Origin of the sequence: Streptomyces sp. NBC_00554, assembly GCF_041431135.1 — a bacterium.
Classification (GTDB): domain Bacteria; phylum Actinomycetota; class Actinomycetes; order Streptomycetales; family Streptomycetaceae; genus Streptomyces.
The window spans coordinates 8,210,438-8,234,193 of record NZ_CP107799.1; the positions used below are offsets into that span (position 1 = coordinate 8,210,438).

The 23,756-nt window shown below is 68.4% G+C and carries 22 protein-coding genes; 18 read left to right on the top strand and 4 right to left on the bottom strand.

Going from position 1 to position 23,756, the window contains the following annotated elements:
- Positions 1 to 279 precede the first annotated feature (279 nt).
- Together OG266_RS36215 and OG266_RS36220 are read left to right on the top strand one after the other, a co-directional pair.
- Positions 280 to 1,884, top strand: coding sequence for an ABC transporter substrate-binding protein (locus OG266_RS36215; RefSeq protein ID WP_266467025.1), 1,605 nt, complete (start codon positions 280 to 282; stop codon positions 1,882 to 1,884).
- A gap of 116 nt (positions 1,885 to 2,000) precedes the next feature.
- Positions 2,001 to 3,584, top strand: coding sequence for an ABC transporter substrate-binding protein (locus OG266_RS36220; RefSeq protein WP_371550905.1), 1,584 nt, complete (start codon positions 2,001 to 2,003; stop codon positions 3,582 to 3,584).
- Between the two features lie 97 nt (positions 3,585 to 3,681).
- Here OG266_RS36220 and OG266_RS36225 read toward each other — a convergent pair whose 3' ends face one another.
- Both OG266_RS36225 and OG266_RS36230 read right to left on the bottom strand, forming a co-directional pair.
- A complete protein-coding gene (locus OG266_RS36225) occupies positions 3,682 to 4,353 on the bottom strand; it encodes a response regulator transcription factor (RefSeq protein ID WP_266467029.1) in 672 nt (223 codons plus the stop codon).
- A 14-nt stretch (positions 4,354 to 4,367) separates the two neighbouring features.
- Positions 4,368 to 5,318, bottom strand: coding sequence for a RecB family exonuclease (locus OG266_RS36230; RefSeq protein ID WP_371550907.1), 951 nt, complete (start codon positions 5,316 to 5,318; stop codon positions 4,368 to 4,370).
- 175 nt (positions 5,319 to 5,493) lie between these two features.
- On the opposite strand from OG266_RS36230, the gene OG266_RS36235 reads away from it, so the two are divergent.
- The 3 genes from OG266_RS36235 to OG266_RS36245 all read left to right on the top strand — a co-directional run bounded on the left by OG266_RS36235 (position 5,494) and on the right by OG266_RS36245 (position 8,831).
- Positions 5,494 to 7,098: a site-2 protease family protein gene (locus tag OG266_RS36235; protein WP_371553080.1), complete on the top strand. Its 1,605-nt coding sequence runs from the start codon at positions 5,494 to 5,496 to the stop codon at positions 7,096 to 7,098.
- 53 nt (positions 7,099 to 7,151) lie between these two features.
- Positions 7,152 to 8,054 (top strand): tRNA (adenine-N1)-methyltransferase, encoded by a 903-nt coding sequence (locus OG266_RS36240; protein WP_266467034.1) that lies wholly within the window; start codon positions 7,152 to 7,154, stop codon positions 8,052 to 8,054.
- Between the two features lie 198 nt (positions 8,055 to 8,252).
- Positions 8,253 to 8,831, top strand: a complete 579-nt coding sequence (locus OG266_RS36245) for a hypothetical protein (protein ID WP_266467037.1) — start codon at positions 8,253 to 8,255, stop codon at positions 8,829 to 8,831.
- A gap of 92 nt (positions 8,832 to 8,923) precedes the next feature.
- On the opposite strand, the gene OG266_RS36250 is transcribed toward OG266_RS36245, so the two are convergent.
- The gene (locus tag OG266_RS36250) at positions 8,924 to 9,229 is read right to left on the bottom strand and encodes a ferredoxin (RefSeq protein ID WP_266467040.1); all 306 of its coding nucleotides are present in this window, start codon (positions 9,227 to 9,229) and stop codon (positions 8,924 to 8,926) included.
- Between the two features lie 254 nt (positions 9,230 to 9,483).
- Between OG266_RS36250 and arc the strand changes: the two genes are divergently transcribed.
- From arc to prcA, 5 genes are all read left to right on the top strand, one after another.
- Positions 9,484 to 11,250, top strand: a complete 1,767-nt coding sequence (gene arc / locus OG266_RS36255) for a proteasome ATPase (protein ID WP_266467043.1) — start codon at positions 9,484 to 9,486, stop codon at positions 11,248 to 11,250.
- 234 nt (positions 11,251 to 11,484) lie between these two features.
- Positions 11,485 to 12,996, top strand: coding sequence for a depupylase/deamidase Dop (gene dop, locus OG266_RS36260; protein ID WP_353962476.1), 1,512 nt, complete (start codon positions 11,485 to 11,487; stop codon positions 12,994 to 12,996).
- Positions 12,997 to 13,164: 168 nt separating this feature from the next.
- Positions 13,165 to 13,383: a ubiquitin-like protein Pup gene (locus OG266_RS36265; RefSeq protein ID WP_108147781.1), complete on the top strand. Its 219-nt coding sequence runs from the start codon at positions 13,165 to 13,167 to the stop codon at positions 13,381 to 13,383.
- A 147-nt stretch (positions 13,384 to 13,530) separates the two neighbouring features.
- Positions 13,531 to 14,376 (top strand): proteasome subunit beta, encoded by an 846-nt coding sequence (prcB, locus tag OG266_RS36270; RefSeq protein WP_371550911.1) that lies wholly within the window; start codon positions 13,531 to 13,533, stop codon positions 14,374 to 14,376.
- Between the two features lie 108 nt (positions 14,377 to 14,484).
- Positions 14,485 to 15,231, top strand: a complete 747-nt coding sequence (gene prcA / locus OG266_RS36275) for a proteasome subunit alpha (RefSeq protein WP_266467056.1) — start codon at positions 14,485 to 14,487, stop codon at positions 15,229 to 15,231.
- Between the two features lie 245 nt (positions 15,232 to 15,476).
- On the opposite strand, the gene OG266_RS36280 is transcribed toward prcA, so the two are convergent.
- Positions 15,477 to 16,493, bottom strand: coding sequence for a LacI family DNA-binding transcriptional regulator (locus tag OG266_RS36280; RefSeq protein WP_371550914.1), 1,017 nt, complete (start codon positions 16,491 to 16,493; stop codon positions 15,477 to 15,479).
- Between the two features lie 109 nt (positions 16,494 to 16,602).
- Here OG266_RS36280 and OG266_RS36285 point away from each other — a divergent pair, with 109 nt between their 5' ends.
- The 8 genes from OG266_RS36285 (at position 16,603) to OG266_RS36320 (ending at position 23,590) form a co-directional block, all read left to right on the top strand.
- Positions 16,603 to 17,862 carry an MFS transporter gene (locus OG266_RS36285; protein ID WP_371550916.1) on the top strand — a complete coding sequence of 420 codons (1,260 nt, stop codon included), beginning with the start codon at positions 16,603 to 16,605 and terminating at the stop codon, positions 17,860 to 17,862.
- A 9-nt stretch (positions 17,863 to 17,871) separates the two neighbouring features.
- Positions 17,872 to 19,233, top strand: coding sequence for a Pup--protein ligase (gene pafA, locus OG266_RS36290; protein WP_266467065.1), 1,362 nt, complete (start codon positions 17,872 to 17,874; stop codon positions 19,231 to 19,233).
- A 166-nt stretch (positions 19,234 to 19,399) separates the two neighbouring features.
- Positions 19,400 to 20,410, top strand: coding sequence for an FKBP-type peptidyl-prolyl cis-trans isomerase (locus OG266_RS36295; protein ID WP_266467068.1), 1,011 nt, complete (start codon positions 19,400 to 19,402; stop codon positions 20,408 to 20,410).
- Positions 20,411 to 20,479: 69 nt separating this feature from the next.
- Entirely contained in the window at positions 20,480 to 20,851 is a 372-nt protein-coding gene (locus OG266_RS36300) for an FKBP-type peptidyl-prolyl cis-trans isomerase (protein WP_266467071.1), read from the top strand.
- A 169-nt stretch (positions 20,852 to 21,020) separates the two neighbouring features.
- Positions 21,021 to 21,974, top strand: coding sequence for a YafY family protein (locus tag OG266_RS36305; protein ID WP_266467074.1), 954 nt, complete (start codon positions 21,021 to 21,023; stop codon positions 21,972 to 21,974).
- 16 nt (positions 21,975 to 21,990) lie between these two features.
- Complete coding sequence (locus OG266_RS36310) at positions 21,991 to 23,019, top strand: YafY family protein (RefSeq protein WP_266467077.1); 1,029 nt, start codon at positions 21,991 to 21,993, stop codon at positions 23,017 to 23,019.
- On the top strand, positions 23,016 to 23,375 hold the full coding sequence (locus OG266_RS36315) for a hypothetical protein (RefSeq protein ID WP_371550919.1): 360 nt from the start codon (positions 23,016 to 23,018) through the stop codon (positions 23,373 to 23,375). Before OG266_RS36310 ends, OG266_RS36315 begins: the two co-directional genes overlap by 4 nt.
- Positions 23,376 to 23,395: 20 nt before the next feature.
- On the top strand, positions 23,396 to 23,590 hold the full coding sequence (locus OG266_RS36320) for a hypothetical protein (RefSeq protein WP_371550921.1): 195 nt from the start codon (positions 23,396 to 23,398) through the stop codon (positions 23,588 to 23,590).
- Positions 23,591 to 23,756 lie beyond the last annotated feature (166 nt).

The window sequence follows — 23,756 nt, forward strand, 5'->3', positions numbered from 1 at the left end:
ACATCGGGTCTGGCATATGCCATCGACACCCTTTGGGGGGTGGGTGACGTGCCCTTGTGTCCCGATTGATGGAAGGCTGCACGAATCCTTCCACTGCCGCGTTATCGGTGTGTCCACGCCCGGTCTCGCAGCGTGATGGGAGCTCAACTCCAGTCACTGGGGGCCTCAGTGGCCCTGCGGACTAATGTCATCGCGAGAACATCGCCGTATCCCTGTGACCCCGCAACACCACCCCTGTATGCCGGGTCGCGGAATCTACAGCTCTGGAGAAACTCGAGCATGAACCGCAAGACTTTGGTGCTGCCGGCCGTGATCGGCCTGCTCACCCCGGTGCTCGCCGCATGTGGGGGGTCCGGCAGTGGGGGCGACAGCGGCGACCCGATCGTCGTCGGTACCACCGACCGGTTCATCGCCTCGAAGGATGCCCCGGCTCCCCTCGACCCGGCGTACGCCTACGACGTCGGCAGCTGGAACATCCTCCGCCAGACCGTGCAGACGCTGATGATCATCCCGCGCGGCGACGGAGAGCCCCAGCCCGAGGCCGCCGAGGAGTGCGGCTTCACCGACACGGGCAACGAGCGCTACGCCTGCACCCTGCGCAAGGACCTGAAGTTCGCGAACGGCGACCCCGTCACCGCGAAGGACGTCAAGTACTCGATCGACCGCGCCTTGTCGATCCAGGCCGACAGTGGTGTGTTCGCGCTGCTGTCCACCGTCGACACCGTCGAGACCCAGGGCGACCGCGAGGTGATCTTCCACCTCAAGACCGCGGACGCCACCTTCCCGTTCAAGCTGTCGACCCCGGTCGCCGGCATCGTCAACCCCGACGACTACGAGAAGGACAAGCTGCGCGACGGCTTCAGCATCGACGGCTCCGGCCCGTACACGTTCAAGGCCGACGTGAAGGACGACGAGCTCGTCAACGGCGTCTTCACCAAGAACCCCAACTACAAGGGTGTTCTGTCGGTCAAGAACAGCCAGGTCGAGATGCGCTCCTTCGCGGACGCCGACAGCATGGGTTCCGCGCTCAACAAGGGCGACATCGACCTGATGACCCGCTCGATGACGCCGGAGCAGATCAAGAAGCTCGGCGCGGCCACGGACAGCGACATCGACCTGATCGAGATGCCCGGCCTCGAGATCCGCTACCTGGCCTTCAACACCGACGACCCGGCGGTCAAGTCCACGGCCGTCCGCCAGGCCATGGCCCAGGTCATCAACCGCAGCGAGCTCGTCGCCAAGGTGTACGGCACGGGCGCCGACCCGCTCTACTCGCTGGTCCCCGCCACCATCACCGGCCACTCCAACTCGTTCTTCAACAAGTACGGGGACCCGAGCGTCAGCAAGGCCAAGGCGATGCTGACCGCGGCCGACATCACCACTCCGGTGAAGCTCACCCTGAACTACACGACCGACCACTACGGCTCGGTCACCGCGGACGAGTTCGAGCAGCTGAAGAAGCAGCTCAACGCCAGCGGCTTGTTCGACGTCGACATCAAGGGCACGCCCTGGGACACGTTCGTGCCGGCCGAGCGCAAGGGCGAGTACGAGGTCTACGGCATGGGCTGGTTCCCGGACTTCCCGGACGCCGACAACTACCTCGCGCCGTTCCTCGACAAGGACAACTTCCTCAAGTCGCCGTACTTGAACAGCGCGATCATCGACAACCTGATCCCGGAGTCCCGGCGCGAGGCCGACCGCCTCACCGCCTCGAAGAGCATCACCGAGATCCAGGACATCGTGGCCGACGACGTACCGGTGCTGCCGCTGTGGCAGGGCAAGCAGTACATCGCCGCGCGGGACGACATCACCGGTGCCGAGTGGGCGCTCAACTCCTCCTCGACCCTCCAGCTGTGGGAGCTCGGCCGCGGAGTGAGCGGCTGACCCGGCTTGCCGTCGCCGGGCCTGCCAACAGGCCCGGCGCCCGCTTGATCCGGTGCTCCGGGACCCGGTGCCCCGAGATCCGGCACTTCTGAGAATCAACGACAAGGCACACGCAAGTGAACATGCGCAACCAGTGGCCAGTCCTGTCCATAGCGACGGGGCTGGCTGTCGGCCTGCTCACCGGCTGCGGCTCGCAGTCGGGCGGCTCCGGGAGCAGTGGCTCCTCCATCGTGATGGGGATGTCCGACGACGTCCTGGCCACCGACCCGGCGTCCGGCTACGACCCGGGCTCCTGGCTGCTGTTCAACAACGTCTTCCAGTCGCTGCTGAGCTTCCCCAAGGGCGGTACGGAACCCGAGCCCGAGGCCGCCAAGGAGTGCTCGTTCACGGACACAGCCACGAAGGTTTACTCGTGTACGTTGCAGAGCGGGCTGAAGTTCAGCAACGGTGACGCGCTCACCTCGGAGGACGTCAAGTTCTCCTTCGACCGCATGCTGAAGATCAACGACGACGCCGGTCCCGCGATCATGTTCCCGATGCTCGACACGGTGGAGACACCGGACGCGAAGACCGTCGTCTTCAAGCTCAAGTACGCCGACGCCACCTTCCCGAGCAAGATCGCCTCCGGCGCCGGCTCGATCGTGGACCACAAGCAGTACGCCGACAACGGACTGCGCACGGACAACGAGGCCGTCGGCTCGGGCCCGTACAAGCTGGAATCGTTCGGCGAGGACGAGGCCGTCTTCTCCGTCAACGAGAGCTACAAGGGCACCGCCAAGGTGAAGAACTCCGGCGTGACGCTGAAGTTCTTCCACGGCGACCAGGCCGCCCTGAAGACCGCGATCGAGAACAACGAGATCGACATCGCCTACCGAGGCCTCGCCGCCGACGACATCGCGGACATCGAGAACGACACCGCCACCGGCACCGGCGTCAACGTCGTCGAGGGCACCAGCGCCGAAGTACAGCACCTGGTCTTCAACATGGACGACCCGGTGGCGGGCCAGCTCTCGGTGCGCAAGGCCATCGCCTACCTCCTCGACCGCCAGGCCCTGGTCGACGAGGTCTACCAGGACACGGCGACGCCGCTCTACTCGATCATCCCGGCCGGCATCGCGGGCCACAACACGGCCTTCTTCGACACCTACGGCGCCAGCCCCTCCCGCTCCAAGGCCCAGGCCGCGCTGCGCGCCGACGGCATCACCGACAAGGTGAAGCTGACCCTCTGGTCGACGCCGTCACGCTACGGACCGTCCACCGACCAGGAGTTCAAGGCGATCGCCAAGCAGCTCAACGCCAGCGGACTCTTCGAGGCGACCGTCAAGTCCGTCGCCTTCGACGAGTACGAGCAGGACATCGCCGACGGCAAGTACGGCGTGTACGTGAAGGGCTGGGTGCCCGACTACCCGGACCCGGACAACTTCACGGCGCCCTTCTTCGGCGAGGGCAACGTGCTGAGCAACAACTACACCAACAGCACGATCACCGGCCGGCTCATCCCGGACACCGCCGCCGAGAGCAACCGCGCCTCGACCGAGGCCGACTACGGCAAGCTCCAGGACATCGTGGCCGACGAACTGCCGATCATCCCGCTCTGGCAGGCCAAGCAGTACGCCGTCGTCCGCGACAACGTCTACGGCCTGGAGTACTGCCTCGACGCCTCGACCGTCTTCCGCTTCTGGGAGATCAGCAAGGACTGAGCCCGGCTCCGCGTACGCAGAGGGCGGCCCCTTCCTCCCTCCGGGAGGAAGGGGCCGCCCTCTGCGCTGTTGTACGGGTCTACTGGGTTGTGCGGGTCTACTGCGCGCCGGGGCGCACCAACCCGCTCTCGTACGCGTACACCGCCGCCTGCACCCGGTCGCGCAGCCCCAACTTGGTGAGGACGTGCCCGACATGCGTCTTGACGGTGGTCTCGCTGACGAACAGGTCGGCAGCGATCTCGGCATTGGACAGCCCACGCGCCACCAGCTTGAGCACCTCGACCTCGCGGTCGGTCAGCGTGTGCAGTGTGTCCGGCACCGGCTCGTCACCGGACGGCAGATGGCTCGCGTACTTGTCGAGCAGCCGGCGCGTGATGCTCGGCGCGAGCATCGCCTCGCCCGAGGCGACCACCCGGATCGCCTGCACCAGCTCATTGGCCGGTGCGTCCTTGAGCAGAAAGCCGCTGGCGCCCGCGCGCAGCGCCTCCACCACGTACTCGTCGAGGTCGAAGGTCGTCAGCACCAGCACCTTCGCCGGACCGTCCCGGCCCGGGCCGGTGATCTGCCGGGTCGCCTCGACACCGTCCATCCGCGGCATGCGGATGTCCATCAGAACCACATCGGGCTGCAGGGCGCGGACTTGGTCGAGCGCCTGGAGACCGTCGCCGGCCTCGCCGACGACCGCAAGGTCCTGCTCCGCTTCCAGGATCATCCGGAAGCCGGTGCGCAGCAGCGGCTGGTCATCGACCAGTAGGACGCGGATGGCCACGTAAGTCTCCTTCGCTAGTCCGGCCCCATTCTGCCCTGCGACGTACCACCGGACTCCGGCGCCCTGACCTGCAGGGGGTAGGGCGGGGGAGTACCGCCGAATTCCGGACATACCGCTTGGTGATCGCACCAGCCGCAGAGTTTGGTGGGCCGGGGCCGCCAGTCGCCCGTCTCGGTGGCCTCCCGGATCGCGTCCCACAGCGCGTGCAGCTTGCGCTCGACGCGCTCCAGGTCCTCGATCACCGGGTCGTACGTCAGGACGTCGCCGCTGCCGAGATAGACGAGCTGGAGCCGGCGCGGGACCACCTGCTTCAGCCGCCACACCACCAGGGCGTAGAACTTCATCTGGAACAGGGCACCCTCGGCGTACTCGGGTCTGGGGGCCTTGCCCGTCTTGTAGTCGACGATCCGCACCTCGCCCGTCGGCGCCACGTCGACACGGTCGATGATGCCGCGCAGTTTGAGCCCGGAGTCGAGCCGCGCCTCGACGAACAGCTCCCGCTCGGCGGGTTCGAGCCGGGTCGGGTCCTCCAGCGTGAACCAGCGCTCCACCAGTTGCTCGGCCTCGCCGAGCCAGCGCGCAAGACGCTCGCCCTCGGGGTCGTCGGCGAACAGCTCCACGACCTCGGGCCGGGTCTCGCGCAGCCGGTCCCACTGGCCGGGGATCAACGACTTGGCGCGCGGCGCCGTACGCTCCGTCGCAGGGGCGTCGAAGAGCCGCTCCAGCACCGCGTGCACCAGCGTGCCGCGGGTGGCCGCCTCGCTCGGCTTCTCGGGGAGCTTGTCGATCACCCGGAACCGGTAGAGCAGCGGGCACTGCATGAAGTCGCTCGCGCGCGAGGGCGAAAGGGACGCGGGTGCCACGGCCGCCCGGGCCGCCACGGGTTCGCCGGGCTCGGCGCCGGTACCGGTCCCGACCACGCCCTCGGCACTGGTCTCCACGACGCCCTCGGTGCTGGTTTCCATGACGACAGACCTTACGGCTCACCACTGACAGTGACCCACCCGCGGCTCGTGCGACGGCGCGGAAAACAGAGGGGGTGCCGGGGCGGAACGCATCGCGACGGCCGCATACCATCGACCACAGACCCTCCTGCTCCGCATGATCGGGAGCGGGGGACGCTTCGAACGAGGGGACATCGTGGACGAGAGCGGCGGGAGCGGGCAGCCGCGGTCCGGTACCGACGAAGCGACCGAGCGCCACGAGGGGCCCCAGGCCTCCACGGGTCCGGCCGCGGACGCCCCGCGCCCCGGACCGGAGAGTCCGGAGGACCCCACCGGGCCCAAGCCCACGGAGCCGGGCGGCAGCACCGAGACCCCGCAACCCGCGGAGGGGACCGAACCCGCCACCCACCACCCCTCGGATGAGTCCCCGGCCACCTCCCGTCCCTCGGACGAGTCCCCGGCCACCCCCCGTCCCTCCGACGAGCCCCCGGCCACCCCCCGTCCCTCCGACGAGCCCCCGGCCCACCCTGACCCCACGGACGACACCCCTTCGCACTTCGGTGCCCCGAGTGACCCCGAGACCACGGGATCCGCCCGGACCTTCGCCAAGTCCGGCTCCGGCAAGGGACGGCCACCGCGGCGCGAGAAGGGACCCGGCGGCGGGCTGCTCATGGGACGCCCCTTCGGCGTACCCGTGTACGTGGCGCCCAGCTGGTTCCTCGTCGCCGCCCTGATCACCTGGGTGTTCGGCGGCCAGCTCGACCGTGTGCTGCCCGAGCTCGGCGCCCTGCGCTACCTCGTCTCCCTCTTCTTCGCGGTCGCCTTCTACGCCTCCGTACTCGTCCACGAGCTCGCCCACACGGTCGCCGCCCTGCGCTTCGGGCTGCCGGTGCGCCGGATCCAGCTGCAGTTCTTCGGCGGGGTGTCCGAGATCGAGAAGGAGTCCGAGACCCCGGGCCGGGAGTTCGTGCTGGCCTTCGTCGGGCCGCTGCTCTCCCTCGTCCTCTCCGGTGTCTTCTACCTCGCCATGCAGACCGTCGAGCCGGGCACCGTGCCCGGTGTCCTGCTCGGCGGCCTGATGATCTCCAACCTGATCGTGGCCGTCTTCAACCTGCTGCCCGGGCTGCCCCTCGACGGCGGCCGCATGCTCCGCGCCGTCGTCTGGAAGATCACCGGCAAGCCGATGAGCGGCACGATCGCCGCCGCCTGGGTGGGCCGCGCCCTCGCCGTCTCGGTACTGATCGGGCTGCCCCTGCTCACCCAGTCCGGAGCACTCGGCGACGCCTCCGAGGACATCGGCGGCATGGACACCGTCATGGACGCGCTGCTCGCCGCGATCCTCGCCGCGATCATCTGGACCGGCGCCGGAAACAGCCTCCGGATGGCCCGCCTGCGCGAACACCTCCCGGAACTACGCGCCCGCGCGCTCACCCGGCGCGCGGTCCCGGTCGAGACCAGCACCCCGCTCTCGGAGGCGCTGCGCCGCGCCAACGACGCGGGCGCCCGCGCCCTGGTCGTGGTCGACGCCGACGGCCAGCCGCTGTCCCTCGTCCGCGAGGCCGCCATCGTCGGCGTACCCGAGCACCGCCGCCCCTGGGTCGCGGTCAGCGGCCTCGCCCAGGACCTCACCGACGGCATGCGGGTCTCCGCCGAGCTCGCCGGCGAGGACCTCCTCGACGCCCTGCGCGCGAACCCCGCCACCGAGTACCTGGTGGTCGAGGAGTCCGGCGAGATCTACGGCGTCCTGTCCGCCGCCGACGTGGAACGCGCCTTCGTGAAGGCCATGGCCCGCCCCTCCTAGTGGTGGCCCGCGGAGTGGTCCACGGCCCCGTCCAGGACCGGTAGGCTGGTCACATGTCCGAACCGACCGGTGCCGCCCGCAGGCGCGGGCCCTTCAAGGTCGGGGACCAGGTTCAGCTGACCGACCCCAAGGGCCGCCACTACACGTTCACGCTCGAAGCCGGAAAGAACTTTCACACCCACAAGGGTTCCTTCCCGCACGACGAGCTGATCGGTGCTCCCGAGGGCAGCGTTGTCCGCACCACGGGGAACGTCGCCTATCTCGCGTTGCGCCCCCTGCTCCCCGACTACGTCCTGTCCATGCCCCGCGGCGCCGCCGTGGTCTACCCCAAGGACGCGGGGCAGATCCTGGCCTTCGCCGACATCTTCCCCGGCGCCCGCGTCGTGGAGGCGGGCGTCGGCTCCGGCTCCCTCAGCGCCTTCCTGCTGCGCGCCATCGGCGACCAGGGAATGCTGCACTCCTACGAGCGCCGCGAGGACTTCGCCGAGATCGCCCAGCAGAACGTGGAGCGCTACTTCGGCGACAAGCACCCCGCCTGGCAGCTCACCGTGGGCGACCTCCAGGACAACCTGTCGGACACCGACGTCGACCGCGTCATCCTCGACATGCTGGCCCCCTGGGAGTGCCTGGAGGCCGTCTCCAAGGCGCTCGTCCCGGGCGGCATCCTCTGCTGCTACGTCGCCACCACCACCCAGCTCGCGCGGACCGTCGAGTCCATCCGCGAGATCGGCTCCTTCAACGAGCCGACCGCCTGGGAGTCGATGGTCCGCAACTGGCACGTCGAGGGCCTGGCCGTCCGCCCGGACCACCGGATGATCGGCCACACCGGCTTCCTGCTCACCGCCCGCCGCCTCGCGGACGGAGTCGAGCCGCCCATGCGCCGCCGCCGCCCCTCCAAGGGCGCCTACGGCGACGACTACACCGGTCCGAACGCCGACGGCGGCATGGGCCGCTGAGGTAACCAACGCACCACAACTGTGGCCGAGTTCCCGGGACAGCCGGGGAACTCGGCCACAGTGCTTTCCTGTTGACGCGCCGCCAGAACTCCGTCGGAAGTCCCTCAGAAGTCCTGACCCCGCCGTTCCACCGCACTGTGACGTGTGGCACCATGCGGGACACCCCCACCGGCACAGCCCTCACAGGAGACACTCCTAGTGCAGCAATCCGCCGTCCCGGAACTGGCACACACGCACACCAGCCCCATCCAGTGGGTCGCCACGGCCACCGCCATCGCCGGAGTCGTCGCGTTCTCCTCCGTACTGCAGCCCGACCCGGCGACAGCGGCCCAGGCCGCCGGTCCCGGCGCGAAGCCGGCCCAAGCCTCCGCCGCGGCTCCCGATCCGTCCGGCGTCGACTTCCCGATCGAGTGCGGGCCCACCAAAGTCCTCGTCCAGAAGAAGGCCTCCGGAGACCTCGACGGCGACGGGCGCCCGGAGACCGTCGCCGTGGTCCGCTGCGACGCGGGCTCGGGCACCCCGCCCAACGGCGTCTACGTCCTCACCCAGGCCGCGGACGAGGCCAAGCCCCGCGTCGTGGCCACCCTGGTCGACCCCAAGGACCGCCTGAGCGTCACCGACTTCGCGCTGAGTGACGACGCCGTCACCGCCACACTCCTCGGCTACTCCTCGTCCGACGTACCGAGTTGCTGCCCGGACGTGAAGGATCTCGCCAAGTGGCAGTGGACGAACGGCGCGTTCGTCCGCTCGACACCCGCCGGAGCCCAGGGCGTCTGAACGCCCTCCGAAGCTCCGGGCATATGAGAACACCCTCCGCGCCGCGGAGGGTGTGAGAAAACAGACTTCGGTGACGCCGGGTGCACCTCAGGTCACTCCGCGTCAGGTCCGTACACTTCGACCTTGTCCGAAACCCGACGTACGTGGATACAGTCGCCCGGACACTCCTTCGCGGAGTCCGTCACATCGCGCAGAAGCGGCAGCGGTACGGGCGTTGTGGCGCCCGGGACCTGCAGCAGTTCGTCGCCTGAGCCCTTCACGTACGCCAGGCCGTCAATGTCCAGCTCAAAGACCTCGGGCGCGTACTGGACGCAGATCCCGTCTCCGGTACAGAGATCCTGGTCGATCCAGACCTCGAGCTCCTCGGCGCCGACTCCGGCCTCCTGCTGCACGGTCACTTCTCCTGCCGTTTCCTGCGCCGAACGACCCGATATCCCTGCAAGTCGGGCCAGCTCTGACGGGTGTTGAACACTTCGACCCTACCTCCGTCCGCTTCCCAATCATGTTGGGTGGGTATTCCACTGGCGTGAGGGAGAGCGCAAGGGTGAAGATCGGACACACCCCGACAGTCTTTGTGATCTAGGGGTTTCAATCGACACCCACCCAGGTAGGGTCTGGAAGCGTCCAGCTCCCCTTGGAGGAGGTGAGGACCGTGGCAGCCCACGACGACGACATGAACCGCGGCATCCGCCCGGGAAGAGGGTCCGATGACCCCGCCGGGCAGATTGCCTACCTTGAGCAGGAGATCGCCGTCCTGCGACGCAAGCTCGCCGACTCTCCGCGACACACGAGGATTCTCGAAGAGCGGATCGTCGAGTTGCAGACGAACCTGGCCGGCGTGTCCGCTCAGAACGAGCGGCTCGCCAACACGCTCCGTGAGGCCCGCGACCAGATCGTGGCCCTCAAGGAAGAGGTCGACCGGCTCGCACAGCCGCCGGCGGGCTTCGGTGTCTTCCTCGTGGCCAACGAGGACGGCACGGCGGACATCTTCACTGGGGGCCGCAAGCTCCGGGTGAACGTCAGCCCCAGCGTGGAGCTCGAAGAGCTCAGGCGCGGCCAGGAAGTGATGCTCAACGAAGCTCTCAACGTGGTCGAGGCCATGGAGTACGAGAGCGTCGGTGAGATCGTCACCCTCAAGGAGATCCTCGAGGACGGCGAACGCGCCCTGGTACAGGGGCACACCGACGAGGAAAGGGTGGTGCGGCTCGCCGAGCCGCTCCTGGACGTCGTCATCCGCCCTGGCGACGCCCTGCTTCTCGAACCCCGTTCCGGCTATGTCTACGAAGTCGTTCCGAAGAGCGAGGTCGAGGAACTCGTCCTCGAAGAGGTCCCGGACATCGGCTACGAGCAGATCGGCGGCCTGGGCAACCAGATCGAGATGATCCGCGACGCGGTCGAGCTCCCGTACCTCTACCCCGATCTGTACAAGGAGCACGAACTGCGGCCGCCCAAGGGCGTCCTGCTGTACGGGCCCCCCGGATGCGGAAAGACCCTCATCGCCAAGGCCGTCGCCAACTCGCTGGCCAAGAAGGTCGCGGAGGTCACCGGGCAGGGCGCCGGCAAGAGCTTCTTCCTCAACATCAAGGGCCCCGAGCTCCTGAACAAGTACGTCGGTGAGACCGAGCGGCAGATCCGCCTCGTCTTCCAGCGTGCACGTGAGAAGGCCAGCGAGGGCACCCCCGTCATCGTCTTCTTCGACGAGATGGAGTCCCTCTTCCGCACCCGTGGATCAGGCGTCAGCTCGGACGTGGAGAACACCATCGTCCCCCAGCTGCTCGCCGAGATCGACGGCGTGGAGGGCCTGGAGAACGTGGTCGTGATCGGCGCCTCGAACCGCGAGGACATGATCGACCCCGCCATCCTCCGCCCCGGCCGACTCGATGTGAAGATCAAGATCGAGCGCCCGGACGCCGAGGCCGCGAAGGACATCTTCGCGAAATACCTCACCGAGCGACTTCCGCTGCACTCCGACGACCTCGGTGAGCACGGCGGTGACCGGGCGGCGACGGTCAACAACATGATCCAGACCGCCGTGGAGCACATGTACGACGAGTCCGAGGAGAACCGCTTCCTCGAGGTCACGTACGCCAACGGCGACAAGGAAGTCCTGTACTTCAAGGACTTCAACTCCGGCGCCATGATCGAGAACATCGTCGGCCGCGCCAAGAAGGCGGCCATCAAGGCCTTCCTCGACCAGAACCAGAAGGGCATTCGGGTCTCCCACCTCCTCCAGGCATGCGTGGACGAGTTCAAGGAGAACGAAGACCTGCCGAACACCACCAACCCGGACGACTGGGCCCGAATCTCCGGCAAGAAGGGCGAACGGATCGTTTACATCCGTACCCTCGTCACCGGAAAGCAGGGCGCGGACACCGGACGCTCCATCGACACGGTGGCCAACACCGGTCAGTACCTGTAAAAGACAGGGCGGCTGCGGGTGCCCTTCGCGGGTACCCGCAGCCGACTGCTTTCCGGGTCACGGCTGGAGCGAGGCAATGACGCAAATGATCTCCCCACCAGCGCAAAGGCGCTCTAGGCTCTTTCGTACCGCCGAGTCGCGCGTTGCGGGGTCGGGCACCGCACACGCACCGGAGCACCAGCGGTACTTGAGCAGCGTCCCCGACCGAGGACGCTGCCGGGCAAGGAGGGCCGCATGACCGTACGGCGAGTAATGGGCATCGAAACGGAGTACGGGATCTCCGTCCCCGGCCACCCCAACGCCAATGCCATGCTCACCTCGTCCCAGATCGTCAACGCGTACGCGGCGGCGATGCACCGGGCCCGGCGGGCCCGCTGGGACTTCGAGGAGGAGAACCCGCTGCGGGACGCGCGGGGCTTCGACCTCGCCCGCGAGGCCGCCGACTCCAGCCAGCTCACCGACGAGGACATCGGTCTGGCCAACGTCATCCTCACCAACGGGGCGCGGCTGTACGTGGACCACGCACACCCGGAGTACAGCTCGCCGGAGGTCACCAACCCGCTGGACGCCGTCCTGTGGGACAAGGCCGGCGAGCGCATCATGGCGGAGGCCGCGGAGCGCGCGGCCCAGCTGCCCGGCGCCCAGCCGATCCATCTCTACAAGAACAACACCGACAACAAGGGCGCCTCGTACGGCACGCACGAGAACTATCTGATGAAGCGGGAGACCCCCTTCTCGGACATCGTGCGCCACCTCACGCCGTTCTTCGTCTCACGCCAGGTCGTCACCGGAGCGGGCCGCGTCGGTATCGGTCAGGACGGGCACGAGCACGGCTTCCAGCTCAGCCAGCGCTCCGACTACTTCGAGGTCGAGGTGGGCCTGGAGACCACCCTGAAGCGCCCGATCATCAACACCCGCGACGAGCCGCACGCGGACGCCGAGAAGTACCGCAGGCTGCACGTGATCATCGGCGACGCGAACCTTTCCGAGATCTCGACCTATCTGAAGCTGGGCACGACGGCCCTGGTCCTCTCGATGATCGAGGACGGCTTCATTGCTGTGGACCTGGCGGTCGACCAGCCCGTACGCACTCTCCACCAGGTCTCGCACGACCCCACGCTCAAGCGCCTGGTCACGCTCCGCAGCGGCCGGACACTCACCGCTGTCCAGCTGCAGATGGAGTACTTCGAGCTGTCCCGCAAGTACGTGGAGGAACGGTTCGGGTCGGACGCCGACGAGCAGACCGTGGACGTCCTGCTCCGCTGGGAGGACACCCTGAACCGCCTGGAGAACGACCCGATGAGCCTCTCCGGAGAGCTCGACTGGGTCGCCAAGCGGGAGGTCATGGAGGGCTACCAGCGCCGTGACGGCCTCGACTGGGACGCCGCCCGGCTGCACCTGGTCGACCTCCAGTACGCCGACGTACGCGCCGAGAAGGGCATCTACAACCGTCTCGCGGCGCGCGGCAAGATGAAGCGACTCCTGGACGAGCAGGACGTCGAGAGGGCCCGTACGAAGCCGCCTGAGGACACCCGCGCCTACTTCCGCGGACGCTGTCTGGAGCAGTACGCGGACGACGTCGCGGCGGCCTCCTGGGACTCGGTGATCTTCGATCTGCCGGGCCGGGACTCGCTCCAGCGCGTCCCAACCCTTGAGCCGCTTCGCGGAACGCGTAATCACGTCAAGGAGCTCCTCGACCGCTGCCGCACGGCTGAAGACCTGGTCAAGGTCCTGTCGGGCGGTTGAGCGGCCGCGCCGGGGCCTGCACGGCCGAAGCGGCGGATCGGGGTGGAAAGAAGCCGCGTCCGGGAATCATCGAGGTGGCTCCCGGACGTTGTAGCAACTGCGGGGCCGATGTCGGACCCTGCTTGTAGGGTCTGATCAAGAACGTCGAACCGAGCGGGGTGAGGGTTTATGGCGACCAAGGACACCGGCGGCGGACAGCAGAAGGCCACGCGTTCCACCGAGGAGGTCGAGGAGCAGGCGCAGGAGGCGCAGGCTTCCGAGGACCTCAAGGAACGCCAGGAGAAGCTGAGCGACGATGTCGACTCCGTACTGGACGAGATCGACGACGTCCTCGAGGAGAACGCCGAGGACTTCGTGCGTTCCTTCGTTCAAAAGGGCGGAGAGTAACGCCAGTTGTCCGCCCCGGAGTCGGCCTGATCCAGCGGGTCGGCGCCGGGACGGATGATCGGCGTTCGCGCGGGTATGGTCCGTGCACAGATTTGATGATCGGCTCGGCCGTCCACGGCGGGCCGCAGCCTACGTGGAAGGAATCGCGTGGAAGCCAACCCTCGTAGCACCGGGCGTCTGCCGGCTGCCTTCCTGACGCCCGGGTCGTCGTCCTTCATGGACTTCCTGTCCGACCACCAGCCGGACATGCTCCCGGGCAGGCGGCAGCTGCCGCCCACCCAGGGTGTGATCGAAGCCCCGCACGGCACGACCATCGTGGCCGTCACCTTCCCCGGTGGTGTGGTCCTCGCCGGTGACCGGCGGGCCACCATGGGGAATGTCATCGCGCAGCGTGACATCGAGAAGGTCTTCCCGGCCGACGAGTACTCGGCGGTGGGCATCGCCGGTACGGCGGGTCTGGCCGTGGAGATGGTCAAGCTGTTCCAGCTGGAACTCGAGCACTTCGAGAAGGTGGAGGGCGCCACGCTCTCCCTGGAGGGCAAGGCCAACCGCCTCTCCACCATGATCCGTTCCAACCTCGGCATGGCCATGCAGGGCCTCGCCGTGGTTCCCCTCTTCGCGGGCTACGACGTGGACCGCGAGAGGGGCCGCATCTTCTCCTACGACGTCACCGGCGGCCGTTCCGAGGAGCACGGCTTCGCCGGCACCGGCTCCGGCTCGGTCTTCGCGCGCGGTGCCATGAAGAAGCTCTACCGCAAGGACCTTTCCGAAGCGGAGGCCACGACCCTCGTCGTCCAGGCCCTGTACGACGCGGCCGACGACGACTCGGCGACCGGTGGTCCCGATGTCGCCCGCCGGATCTACCCGATCGTCACCGTGATCACCGAGGACGGATTCCGCCGTCTGGGAGACGAGGAGTCCTCCGAGATCGCCCGCTCGATCCTGGAGCGGCGCCTTGAGCAGCCCGACGGTCCGCGGGCCGCGCTGCTCTGACAGCGGCTTCTCGACGGCCGCTCCGGCAGCGGTTTCCTGACAGCCGCTCCGGCAGTGGCTTCTTGGCAAAGTGATCCAGTGACTTCGATAGAAAGGGACGGATAACCGGTGTCGACGCCGTTCTATGTCTCACCCCAGCAGGCGATGGCCGACCGGGCGGAATACGCCCGGAAGGGCATCGCCCGTGGCCGCAGCCTCGTCGTGCTGCAGTATGCCGACGGCATCGTGTTCGTCGGCGAGAACCCGTCCCGTGCGCTGCACAAGTTCAGCGAGATCTATGACCGGATCGGCTTCGCCGCCGCCGGCAAATACAACGAGTACGAGAATCTGCGGATCGGCGGTGTTCGTTATGCCGATCTGCGGGGTTACACCTATGACCGTGACGATGTGACCGCCCGCGGTCTTGCCAATGTGTATGCCCAGACGCTCGGCACGATCTTCTCCAGTGCGGCCGAGAAGCCGTACGAGGTGGAACTCGTGGTCGCCGAGGTGGGGGACACCCCCGAGGGCGACCAGATCTACCGGCTGCCGCACGACGGGTCGATCGTGGATGAGCACGGGTCGGTCGCGGTGGGTGGCAATGCCGAGCAGATCAGCAGCTATCTGGATCAGCGTCATGAAGACGGCATGTCGCTTGCCGAGGCGTTGAAGCTGGCCGTGCAGTCGCTGTCCCGTGAGGCGAACGGGGGGGAGCGGGAGATTCCCGCGGAGCGGCTCGAGGTTGCGATTCTTGACCGGACGCGGCCGCAGCAGCGGAAGTTCAAGCGGATTGTTGGGCGGCAGCTGGCTCGGTTGCTCGAGGCGGACGGGGCGTCTACGGCTACCGAGGCGGAGGATCCTGAGGACGACGAGTGAGCCTCGTCCTTGCCTTGCTCGGCGCGTGCCCCGGTCGCTAGTGGTCGGGGCGCGCGGCGTTTTGGGGCGCCTGCGGGTGGGGGGTCGGGGCCGGGGGCCGGTACATCCGCCCGTCGCCGATGGGCACTTTTGTTGGTTGTAGGGCTTGGGGGCGGTGTGACCACGTACGCGACGGGCATTTGATGTACCGGCCCCCGGCCCCTTCCGTGCGTTCGCGGCTGCGGGTGCGCGCTGGCCCGAGGGCCCTAGGGCTGGCGTGGTGGGGCTGTGGAGCCTCGTACGACGAGTTCTACCGGGATGTCGCCCTGCGGGGGTGTCTTGCCCTCCAGGACGGCTAGGAGGGCCTGCATGCCTCGTTCGCCGAATAGTTCTGCGTTCAGGCGGACTGTGGTGAGTTCTGGGTCGATGGCTCTGGAGAGGGCCAGGTCGTCCAGGCCGGTGATGGAGAGGTCGTCCGGGATGTGGAGGCCCAGGCGGCGGGCGGCCTTGTAGGCGCCTGCGGCCAGTTTGTCGTCGTCGCAGACCAGGGCTGTTGGGCGGGGGCCTGGGGCTCTCAGGGCGGTCTCGGCGGCCTCCAGGGCGCCCTCTATGGAGATGGGGGCGCGGGCTGTGCGGAGTTCTGTGCCGGGGACCTCTGCCAGGCGTGCGGACAGTTCGTGGGCTCTGACCTCGAAGGTCCAGGAGGGGATGTCGGCCGCCAGGTGCAGGAAGCGGCGGTGGCCGAGGGCCAGGAGGTGTTCGGCCACCTGGCGTACGCCGTCCCTGATGTCCAGGTTGACGGTCGCGGCGCCCAGGCTGCCTGCGGGGTCGCTGTCCAGCATGACCAGGGGGAGCTGGTCGCCGCGGATCGCGGTGAGGGCGTCGGCGGCCATGGAGGAGGCGATCACGCCGTCCAGGGCCGCGGGTGCCGAGCCGAAGGGGTCACGGGCGGGGCCGATGCCTTCGGGGGAGGGGTAGAGGACGACTCCGAAGCCGTGCTCGGACGCCACCCGGGCGGCGCCCGTGTAGACGCCGGCGAAGAACTCGGTGGTCAGCGCGGGGACCACTAGGAGGACGGTGCGGGTGCGGCCGAGGCGGAGGTTGCGGGCGGCGACGTTCGGGCGGTAGCCGAGCTCCTGGGCGGCTTCCCGGACCCGTTCCGCTGTGGCTTCGGAGACCCGGCCGCGCCATTTGTCGCCGAGCACCAGCGAGACGGCGGCCTGGGAGACCCCGGCGACCTGGGCGACGTCCCGGCTCGTGGGGCGCGTGCTACCTCGTGCCACCGTCGACCTGCTCCCTCGTCTGGACTCGCGGACTGCGCACATGGTACGTATGGGAGAGGACGTTATACGTAAAACTTCAGGCGTCACGGGATTACGAGAAGGGCACGTCATGGCCGCGGGATATCTGGAGATCCTCCGGGCGAGGCATGCTGCCCGGCTGCTCACCGGGACGCTGATAGGGCGGCTGCCGAACGCGACCGCTGCCATCGCCGTCGTGCTCTTCATCCGCGCGGAGGGCGGCAGCTACAGCCTGGCGGGTGCGCTGGCCGCCGTGTACGGGGTGTCCAACGCGGTGGGGCAGCCGCTGCTCGGGCGGCTCGTGGATATGTACGGGCAGCCGCGTGTGCAGTTGCCTGCCGCGCTCGTCTCGGCTCTCGGGATGGCTCTCTTCGCGTTCGCGGGCACGGACCCGCTGCCGGTCGCGTACGTCGCGATGGCGGTCGCCGGGCTCTTCACGCCGCCCCTGGAAGGCGGTCTGCGAGCGCTGTGGCCCTCCGTCCTCCGCAAGGAGGAACAGGTGCACACCGCGTACGCGATGGACGCCGTGGCGCAGGAAATCATGTTCACCGTCGGGCCGTTGCTCGTGACGCTGTGCGTGGCGCTCTGGTCCGCCCAGGCAGCGCTGCTCGTCCTGAACGTCATAGGCGTCCTGGGCGCCCTCTCCGTGGTCGTGTCGCCCCCCTCGCGCGCGTGGCGCTCGGCTCCGCGCGAGGCGCACTGGCTCGGAGCGCTGCGTTCGGCGGGTCTTGTGGCCCTGCTCGGCGCGTTCCTGTTCGTCGGTATCGCGCTCGGCTCGATCACGGTCGCAGCGTTGTCGTACTCCGACGGCCATGGCGGGGACGCGGTGTACGGCTGGCTGATGGCGGGCATCGGGCTCGGGGCCCTCGTCGGCGGCACGGTGTACGGCGCGCGCCGGTGGACCGGTGCGCCCGAGCGGCGACTGAGCCTGCTCGTGGCGCTCCTGGCGGTGTGTTACGTGCCACTGATGCTGGTGCCGGGTCCGGTCGCCATGACGGCGCTCACCGCGCTCGCAGGGGTGTTCCTGGCGCCCTGCATCGCCTGCGCGTTCGTGCTCGTCGACCGGCACGCTCCCAGGGGCACCGTCACCGAGGCGTTCTCCTGGCTTGTCACGACGTTCACCGTCGGCGCGTCCGTCGGAACGGGCCTCGCGGGCCCCGTCGTCGAGTGGGGCGGGGCGGTGTGGGGCTTCGCCGTACCGGGTGTCGCGGGGGCCGCCGCGCTGGTGGTTCTGCTGGCCACGGGGCGGGTCCTCGCAGCTACCGGGAACACGGAGGTGGTTGCGGTCTCATCGGAAAATGATCCAAACCGTGCCGTCGAACCCCGTTTGCGGTCAGAGGATCGGGCGTAATGTTCAGTCATGGACCGCCGCATTTTCGGGCTGGAGAACGAGTACGGCGTCACGTGTACGTTCAGGGGACAGCGACGCCTGTCTCCCGACGAGGTGGCGCGGTACCTCTTCCGCCGTGTCGTGTCATGGGGCCGCAGCAGCAATGTCTTTCTGCGGAACGGCGCCCGCCTCTATCTCGACGTGGGATCACATCCGGAATACGCGACACCCGAATGTGACAACGTGACCGAACTGGTCACCCACGACAAGGCCGGCGAGCGCATTCTCGAAGGACTCCTGGTAGACGCCGAACGACGCCTGCACGAGGAAGGAATCGCGGGCGACGTCTACCTGTTCAAGAACAACACCGACTCGGCAGGCAACTCCTACGGGTGCCACGAGAACTATCTGGTGGCCCGGCACGGGGAGTTCTCCCGGCTCGCGGACATCCTTATTCCGTTCCTCGTCACCCGCCAACTTCTGTGCGGGGCGGGCAAGGTCTTGCAGACCCCGCGCGGTGCCGTGTACTGCGTGAGTCAGCGGGCCGAGCACATCTGGGAGGGCGTCTCCTCCGCGACGACCCGCTCCCGGCCCATCATCAACACACGCGACGAACCGCACGCGGACGCGGAGCGCTACCGCCGGCTGCATGTCATCGTCGGCGACTCGAACATGTCCGAGACGACCATGCTCCTCAAGGTCGGTGCCACCGACCTCGTGCTGCGCATGATCGAAGCGGGCACGGTGATGCGCGACCTCACCCTGGAGAACCCGATCCGGGCGATCCGCGAGGTCAGCCACGACATCACGGGCCGGCGCAAGGTGCGCCTGGCCAGCGGCCGGGAGGCCTCCGCGCTGGACGTGCAGCGCGAGTACTACGAGAAGGCCGTGGACTTCGTGGAGCGCCGCGGTATCCGTACCGGAGTCGTCGAGCAGGTTCTGGAGCTGTGGGGTCGCACGCTGGACTCGATCGAGTCCGAGGACCTCGACCGGATCGGCACCGAGATCGACTGGGTCATGAAGTACCAGCTCATCGAGCGGTACCGGGCAAAGCACAACATGACCATGTCCAACCCGCGCGTCGCGCAGATAGACCTCGCCTACCACGACATCCACCGTCGGCGAGGTCTTTACTACCTCCTGGAGAGGAAGGGACAAGCCGCCCGGATCTGCAACGACTTGAAGATCTTCGAGGGCAAGTCCGTGCCCCCGCAGACCACTCGGGCGCGGTTGCGCGGCGACTTCATCCGGCGTGCTCAGGAACAGCGCCGGGACTTCACGGTCGACTGGGTGCATCTCAAGCTCAACGACCAGGCGCAGCGCACCGTGTTGTGCAAGGACCCGTTCCGCAGTGTCGACGACCGGGTGGAGAAGCTGATCGCGGGAATGTGAGCCGAGTGTTCCGGCCATGTCCCCCACTCTCGACTTCGCTCGAGAGTGGGGGCCCTCACCGGAACGCAACGCGGGGCGCCGTACGTTTTCCGTACGGCGCCCTTCTCAGGTCGTAGAGTTGCGCGCACTCCATCAGCCAAGATCGACCGATACGAGGGCCCCCACCGTGCGCCGACGCTCACTCCTTCTAGCCGTACCCGCTGGACTTGTCACACTCGCCGGATGCGGTGACGACGACTCGGACACGGCCAAGTCCAGCAGCAGTCCGTCGGATGCGGCCTCGGATTCGGCCTCCGCCTCGGCGGCACCACCGCCGAAGATCGTCGACGGTCCGCTGCCCGGCATCACGGCCGGTACGAAGTTCGGCGAGAAGCCGACCGTCGCCAAGGGCAGCGGTGACCCGTCGAAGGACCTGGCCGTCAAGACGGTCATCGCGGGCAGCGGCAAGACGGTCGCGGAGAACGACTACGTGCAGGCCCACTACCTCGGCCAGGTCTGGGCGACGGCGAAGGTCTTCGACAACTCCTACGACCGCAAGACGCCGCTGCTCATTCAGCTCGCGCAGGGCAGCATCATCGACGGCTGGCGCTACGGCCTGGTGGGCAAGAAGGTCGGCAGCCGCGTCGAGATGGCCGTGCCGCCGACCTGGGGTTACGGCACGGAGGGGAACACGCAGGCGGGCATCAAGGGCACCGACACCCTGGTGTTCGTCGTCGACATCCAGAACACCTTCAACTCCAAGAGCTCCGCCGCGGGCAAGACGGTCGCGCAGGACAACATCGACCTCCCGAAGGTCGGCACCAACACCGACGGCAAGGCCCCCTCCATCGACGTACCGAAGGCGGACGCCCCGACGAAGCTCGTGGCGAACTACGTCCTCGAGGGCGACGGCGCGGAGCTCGCGGCCGACAGCACCGTCCTGGTGCAGTACAAGGGCGTGCTCTGGGCCGACGGCAAGGAGTTCGACTCGACGTACAGCAGGGACGCGCTGACGTCGTTCTCGCTCACGCAGGTCGTCAAGGGCTGGGCGCAGGGTCTGACGGGCAAGAAGGTCGGCAGCCGTGTCCTGATCGTCGTCCCGCCGAGCCTGGGCTACGGCGACAGCCCCCCGGAGGGAAGCGGCATCAGCAAGGACTCCACGCTGGTCTTCACGGTCGACATCCTGGCGAAGATGTAACGCCTTCGGGGATGTGAGACTGTCGGAGTTGCTTTAAGGCCTTTACGCGAACAAGCAGGAGCTAGAGACGTGAGCATCGAGAAGCCCGAGATCGACTTCCCGGGCGGCGAGCCCCCGGCGGACCTCGAGATCAAGGACATCTGGGAGGGCGACGGGGCGGTGGCCAAGGCCGGCGACTTCGTCAAGGTCCACTACGTGGGCGTGGCCTTCTCCACCGGCGAGGAGTTCGACGCCTCCTGGAACCGCGGCACCCCGCTCGAGTTCCAGCTCGGCGTCGGCCAGGTCATCAGCGGCTGGGACAAGGGTGTGCAGGGCATGAAGGTCGGCGGCCGCCGCCAGCTGGTCATCCCCTCGCACCTCGCGTACGGCGACCGCGGCGCGGGTGGCCGGATCGCCCCGGGCGAGACGCTGATCTTCGTCTGCGACCTCGTCGCGGTCTGATCAAGAGGATCGAGAGAGTCACGGTCCGATCTTCGTACATCATCTGGCGAAGTCTGACCGGACTTGATCATCTGGGGCCCATGCCTGTCCGGGCATGGGCCCTCGGCTTTTGCCACGACTGTCCGGAGCGGTACGGTCATCGGTCGGAAGCACCATAGGAAGGGCGTCGATGGCCATTGCCAAGGCCGAGCGGCTGATGAACCTGGCGCTGTGTCTGCTGGGGACACGGCGGCCGCTCAGCAAGCGCGAACTTCGCGAGTCCATCGAGGCCTACCTCGAGGCGAGCTCGGACGACTCCTTCAACAGGATGTTCGAGCGCGACAAGGACGATCTGCGCGAACTCGGCCTGGTCATCGAGACGGTGGAGAACCTCGACGGTGAGGTCGGCTATCTCGCGCGCCGCGACAGCAACCGGCTGCCGGCCATCACGCTCGACGCCGAGGAGGCCGCCGCCCTCGGGCTCGCCGCCAAGGTCTGGCAGCAGGCCCGCCTCGCGGGTGCCGCGAGCGGCGCCCTGCAGAAGCTGCGCGCTGCGGGACTGCCCGAGGACGTCGACCCGTACGAGCCCCATGGCGCCCTGGAACCGCACATCCCCGTGCACGAGGCGGCCTTCGAGCCGCTGATGCTCGCCTGCCGCGACCGCCGCCCGGTCGCCTTCGACTACCGCAAGGCCACCGCCGTGCGGCCCGAGCCCCGCCATGTCGAGCCGTGGGCCCTGGAATGTTGGCGCGGCCACTGGTACCTGGCGGGCTGGGACCGCGACCGCGGAGCCGAGCGCGTCTTCCGGCTCTCGCGGATCACCGGCAAGGTCCGCACCCGGGCGGGCCGGTACACGGCCGAGGTGCCCGACGTCGTCACCGTGCGCGAGACGGTCGCGGGCTGGGCGGGCGAGATCGCCGACCGCTCCGCGCTCATCCGGCTGCGCACGGGGTCCGGCTACCCGCTGCGGGCCAAGGCCGTCTCCGTACGGGAACTGGGCGGGGGCTGGGACGAGTTGGAGATTCCGTACGGGCATGGCCTGGACGCCTGGCTGGTCGAGTTCGGGCCCGATGTGGTGGTCCTGGAACCGTCCGAGCTGCGGGCGGATGTCGTGGACCGGCTGCGCGCCGTGGCCAAGGGCTGAGGGGGAACGTAAGAAAGTGGCAGGAAAACCGGCCAGGCCGACGAACGCGATCGACCAGACCCGGCGGATGCTCTCCCTGGTGACGTATCTGCGTGAGCGCCCCGGCGCGCGCGTCAGCGATGTCGCCCGGGCCTTCGGGATCACCGAGGACGAGCTGATCTCCGACCTCGACGTGCTGCCGCTGTGCGGGACCAGCTTCCGCGGCGGCGATCTGCTCGACATCGACACCGACGGCGACCGGATCTGGTGGCGCAACCCGGGTGCCCTCGGCGCGGACGCGGCCGAGCCCCTGCGGATCGCCGCCGACGAGGCGACCGCGCTGCTCGTCGCCGCCCGTGCGGTGTCCACACTGCCCGGACTGCGCGAGGGTGACCGGCAGGCACTGCTGCGCGCCACCGCCAAGGTGGAGGCCGCCTCGGGCGAGGCGGCCGGGGCCAGCTCCCGGCTGTCGGTGACCTTCGAATCCGAGGGCGGCGTCTTCGCGGACGTCGACCGGGCCATCTCCGAGCGGCGCCGGCTGTGGATCCGCTACTACTCGCCCTCGCGCGACGAGCTCTCCGAGCGCGAGATCGACCCGATCCGCCTGGTCAGCGTCGGCCACACCTATGTGGAGGCCTGGTGCCGCCGCTCCGAGGCGCGCCGCACCTTCCGGCTGGACCGGGTCGCCGAGATCCGCATCCTGGACGAGCCGTCCGCGCCGCCCGAGATCGAGATGCGGGACCTCTCCGAGGGTCTTGTGCAGCCGGCGGCAGAGGACCCCGAGGTGGTCGTGGAGGTCGGCCCCGGCGGACGCTGGGTCGCCGAGTACTACCCGCACGACAGCGCGGACGAGCTGCCGGACGGCGGGCTGCGCATCACCTTGCGGACCCCCGATCCCACCTCGCTGCGCCGGCTGGCGCTGCGCCTCGGCCGCGACGGCCGGATCGTGTCGCCGCAGGATCTCGCGGACAGCGCCCAGCAGGCGGCCCGTGAGGCCCTCGCGGCCTACGACGGGCCACAGGGAGCTCAGGACGGGCCGTACGACAGGCAGGAGCAGGGGCTTTGAGCACGTCGACGATGTCTGGTGCGTCGGAGAAGACCGGTGTGGCGGGGAGGACCGGAGCCTCGGAGCGGGCCGGTGTGTCCTCGGGCGCACCGGAGATGTCGGTCGTCACCGCGTTCGCCGGGATGAGAAGAGTGGTCGAGACGGTGTTCAGGGCCGGCTGCCCCGACTGCCGGACCGACTTCGAGCTCCGGGCGAGCGCCCTGATGCTGGCCATCGGCGCCTCCAGCCGCACCACCTTCTACTCCTTCACCTGCCCGGAGTGCGGCGCCGCCGTCCGCAAGCCCGCCGGTGAACGCATCGTCGAACTCCTCACGGTGGGCGGCGTACGGACACTGCGTCTGCACTCGACCGGCTAGGACGGTCTAGGGTCGGCGTCATGTTCTGGCCGATGTTTGCGATCGCTGTGGGTTTCCTGGGAATCGCCGTTCTCGGCGTGCTCGCTGTCCGTGTCTTCCTGGAAGCGGAGCGTCTGGGGCGACAGGTTTCCGACTCCGCTATGCGCATCGGCAAGGCCGCCGAGGACCTGGAGCGCGCGGCTGTGACCACGGCTCGCTCTGTGGATGCCCTGTGAGTAGTGGCGCACGCCGCGGTTTGTATGGCTTTCGCCCTGTCACCTATCCGGCAACGGCAGGTACGCTCATGGTCGCGGCCCGGATAAACGAGGCGCGGGTCGCGAACTGGGAGTACGCACAGGGATTGCCCCGCGTTTACCCCTGAGCGTTACGATCGCTGTCAGC